The organism is Komagataeibacter kakiaceti JCM 25156, assembly GCF_000613305.1.
The window spans coordinates 1-3,159 of the sequence record NZ_BAIO01000279.1; the positions used below are offsets into that span (position 1 = coordinate 1).

Here is a 3,159-nt window from a genome sequence, read left to right on the forward strand (position 1 = left end):
CCGCCCCCACGCACACCGCCATGAGCGCGTAGGGCAGCCTGATCTGCCAGACAATGACCCCCTGCCCCGCCGGCACGTCATGCGGATGCAGCAGGGTCTGTATCAACGCCGCTGGTGAAAGCCCCGATGGCCCGAGGCAGAAATCCAGCACGACCGATCCCGCGATCAGCCGGCCAGAAGCGTCAGGATGCCCACCCGCCGCCGCAGCAGCGCCCGGTAGCCCGCGCGCACCTGCCGGGCGTAATCAGACAGCGTGGGTTCAGGCGGGGCTACGGTGCATGGCGGGGCATCATCAGGGACGCGCATTGATCCAGAATGTTCCTTCCTGAGCTACGGGGAGGAACCGGGTATGAAGTTCCTGCTGCGTGGCATCGGGGTCCACATCAGCGAACAGCGCGGGGTGGAACCACTTCGCCATGACCTCGACCGCGAGGATATTGTATGGCGAATCGTAGAAGGAATGCCAGATGCCATAGGCATGGCCATCGGTCACCGCGCGCAGGCTGGAAATGCCGGGGCGTTCCATCACCCCCAGCAGCGACGAGCGCGCCAGCGCGGGCGTGACCTCGGCCCCCATGCGCAGCCCCGGCCCGCTGGCCTTCGGGCCCTTTGTACCATCGGCTATGTAGATGTCGGGGTCGGAGGAGATGACCTTTTCAAGGTCGATGTCGCCAATATAGCCCGGCAGCAGCGGGGCCGCGATGTTCTGGCCCCCGGCGGCGTCTATGAACGCGCCCATGTTGCCCCGGCCCGCCGTGTGGCAGCAGCTTTCGCGCATGGCGGCCAGCATCTCGATAAATACTTTCGGGCGCTGCGCCTGCGGCACGGTGGCGATACGCGCGGTAATGCGCTTGAGATGTGACTGGTAGAAGGTCACGTAATCGGCGGCTTCGTGTTCACGGTGCAGCACGCGGCCCAGAATCTGCATGGATGGGACGGTGTCGCGCAGCGGGTCGGCGCGGAAATCGACAAAGACGACCGGGATATGCGCGCTTTCAAGCTGGGCCACCAGTTCACTGGACTTGCCCGGCCCATGGCCCGATACCGTCAGGATGGCCAGATCGGGGTGCAGGTCGAGCACGCGCTCGGGGCTGACCGTATCCGCCGTGGTCTTGCCGATCAGGGCAATGCTGGCGGCCTGCGGAAAGGCCGCCACATACTGGTCGTAGCTCTGGGTATCCGCCCCACGGAATTCGCCCTGCCAGCCGACGATCCGGTCGAACAGATGCTCTTTTTCCAGCGGGGCGAGCGCGTAGATCAGCCGCCCCTCCCCCAGTATGATGCGATGGACACTGGCCGGGATGTCAACCTGCCTGCCCGCGAGGTCGGTCACGCTTTCCGCCCGCGCGCCCGTGGCGGCCAGAAGTCCCGTAATCACGCCCACGTAGCATGTCAGCCTGCGCATCCTGTCCAGTATCCGTCCCATGACGCGCCCCTTATTTCTGGGGATAGGCGAAGTTGAACGTCTCGCTGAACGGCTGCCAGAAGCCCGGCGTGCCGGTTTCCTTGTCCACATGGTGCAGGAAGCCGTTCTGCTCGGGAGAGGAATAGGTCAGCACCACCGTATAGCGGCCGGGGCCGTTCATCTGCACGTTATCGGCGTAATGCGGGCCGTCCTTGGCGGTCATGAAATGCATGGTGCCCTCGGCCTTCCACGTCGTGTGGTCCTTGGTCAGCACGTAGCCGATGTTCAGGTACGGCACCCATGCGCCCTCGGGGTAGCCCCACACGTTGTCCGCCGTGGCGTGCACGTCGGTTTCAAGGTGGATGGTGTCGGGCTTCGTGTTGTCGGTCATGCCCGCGGGCATGGGTTCGACCATGATGCCGGTCAGGTAGCTGGACGCGATTTCCATGTCATGTTCATGGACCGGGCCGCCGATCGGGTATTCACGCGCATGCGCCGCCGTGACGCCAACGGGGAGCGATGCGACAAGAAAAGCCAGAATTGTCTGTTTCGTATTCATGATGACTGTTTCCATAAAAGCTGTATGACAAGCGAACTGTCTGATTTTTATTATTATTTTTTACGCTACCGTAAGCGGGTCACGGCTTCCCTTCCGGCTGGTTCCTTAATTTTGGTAATGATAATTGTTATCAGTGTCAACCGGTGGTATGCCCCATTTCCGACACAAACGGAGACCGCCCGTCATGATCACCCACCCCTTCGCCTTCATGAGGCTGCCCTACTGGCTGCTCACGGCGCTGGACAGCCGGATGCTGCATTTCTGGCTCCAGCCGGAACATTACCTGATCCGGATCGCGCATTTCCTGAGCATGGCGATGTTTTTCGGCATGGTCATGCTGCTGGATATTGGCATCCTCAACCCGCGCATGACGCCGCGTCTGGCGCCCGCCGCGCAGTTGATGGTGCGTCCGCTGCACATTACGTTCGTGATCGCCATGGTCTCCGGGGTCATCCTGTTTTTATATGACCCGGTGCGGGTGGGCAGCCGGGCTTACCTCTCACCCAAGCTGCTGCTCATCACGCTGGCCCTGATCAACGCCAGATGGTGCCACCGCCGCGTCTATATGCCGATCATGCGCGCGCAGACGGTGGTGACATGGCGCGCGCGCGCGGCGGCATGGCTTTCACTTTCGCTATGGACGGGGGTGATGGTCATGTCATGTCTCAACAGCGAGGGCGTGCCCAAGGTTTTCCTGCGCTGACCCACGGGCGGGGGCGGTTTTGCGCCCGATGGGAAAGGTGACAGAATGTGTCGCATGGGATATGCCTGAAGCGGTGAGACTGACACACGCGAAAAGGATGCATCCATGCATAAAATAGCCACTCTGGCTGCCGTTGCCGCCCTGGTGGGTGCGACGGCAGCCCATGCCGAACCCGGTGGTTGCCTGAAATATGGCGCGGTGGGCGCGGTTGGTGGTCATGTGGCGGGCCACCATAGCGTGATGGGGGCCGCCGCCGGTTGCGTGACGGGTATGTACAAGCGCCACGAATACCGCAAGGAAGCCAAGGCCAAGGCAGCCGAGTATGACAAGGAACATCCCGGCGCGAAGGGTACCTATCAGGAAAAGGCGACGGCGTATGACGTGGAACACTCCACCACGCCGGGCAAGATGACGCCCGACGCCCAGCCCGCCCCGCAGCCCGATGGTGAGCAGAAGATGTAAGGGCGCGCTGCCGGCGGGCGGCAGCGGCCG

The 3,159-nt window shown here is 62.7% G+C and carries 5 protein-coding genes; 2 read left to right on the plus strand and 3 right to left on the minus strand.

Going from position 1 to position 3,159, the window contains the following annotated elements; all coding sequences use genetic code 11:
• Positions 1-165: 165 nt before the first annotated feature.
• The 3 genes from JCM25156_RS31160 to JCM25156_RS12250 are packed head-to-tail and all read right to left on the minus strand — an operon-like array spanning position 166 to position 1,979.
• A complete protein-coding gene (locus tag JCM25156_RS31160) occupies positions 166-306 on the minus strand; it encodes a hypothetical protein (RefSeq protein WP_242402631.1) in 141 nt (46 codons plus the stop codon).
• Positions 293-1,426, minus strand: coding sequence for an ABC transporter substrate-binding protein (locus JCM25156_RS12245; protein WP_025813291.1), 1,134 nt, complete (start codon positions 1,424-1,426; stop codon positions 293-295). The genes JCM25156_RS31160 and JCM25156_RS12245 overlap by 14 nt, the downstream gene beginning before the upstream one ends.
• Positions 1,427-1,436: 10 nt before the next feature.
• Positions 1,437-1,979 carry an iron transporter gene (locus tag JCM25156_RS12250; RefSeq protein WP_025813293.1) on the minus strand — a complete coding sequence of 181 codons (543 nt, stop codon included), beginning with the start codon at positions 1,977-1,979 and terminating at the stop codon, positions 1,437-1,439.
• A gap of 169 nt (positions 1,980-2,148) precedes the next feature.
• On the opposite strand from JCM25156_RS12250, the gene JCM25156_RS12255 reads away from it, so the two are divergent.
• Complete coding sequence (locus JCM25156_RS12255) at positions 2,149-2,667, plus strand: hypothetical protein (RefSeq protein WP_025813294.1); 519 nt, start codon at positions 2,149-2,151, stop codon at positions 2,665-2,667.
• A gap of 105 nt (positions 2,668-2,772) precedes the next feature.
• Positions 2,773-3,129, plus strand: coding sequence for a hypothetical protein (locus JCM25156_RS12260; RefSeq protein WP_025813296.1), 357 nt, complete (start codon positions 2,773-2,775; stop codon positions 3,127-3,129).
• Positions 3,130-3,159 lie beyond the last annotated feature (30 nt).

Excerpts from the sequence above, each read along its gene's own strand:
- JCM25156_RS12245 (WP_025813291.1), bottom strand. The coding sequence starts at position 1,426 with ATGGGACGGATACTGGACAGGATGCGCAGGCTGACATGCTACGTGGGC.
- JCM25156_RS12260 (WP_025813296.1), top strand. The coding sequence starts at position 2,773 with ATGCATAAAATAGCCACTCTGGCTGCCGTTGCCGCCCTGGTGGGTGCG.
- JCM25156_RS31160 (WP_242402631.1), bottom strand. The coding sequence starts at position 306 with ATGCGCGTCCCTGATGATGCCCCGCCATGCACCGTAGCCCCGCCTGAA.
- JCM25156_RS12250 (WP_025813293.1), bottom strand. The coding sequence starts at position 1,979 with ATGGAAACAGTCATCATGAATACGAAACAGACAATTCTGGCTTTTCTT.
- JCM25156_RS12255 (WP_025813294.1), top strand. The coding sequence starts at position 2,149 with ATGATCACCCACCCCTTCGCCTTCATGAGGCTGCCCTACTGGCTGCTC.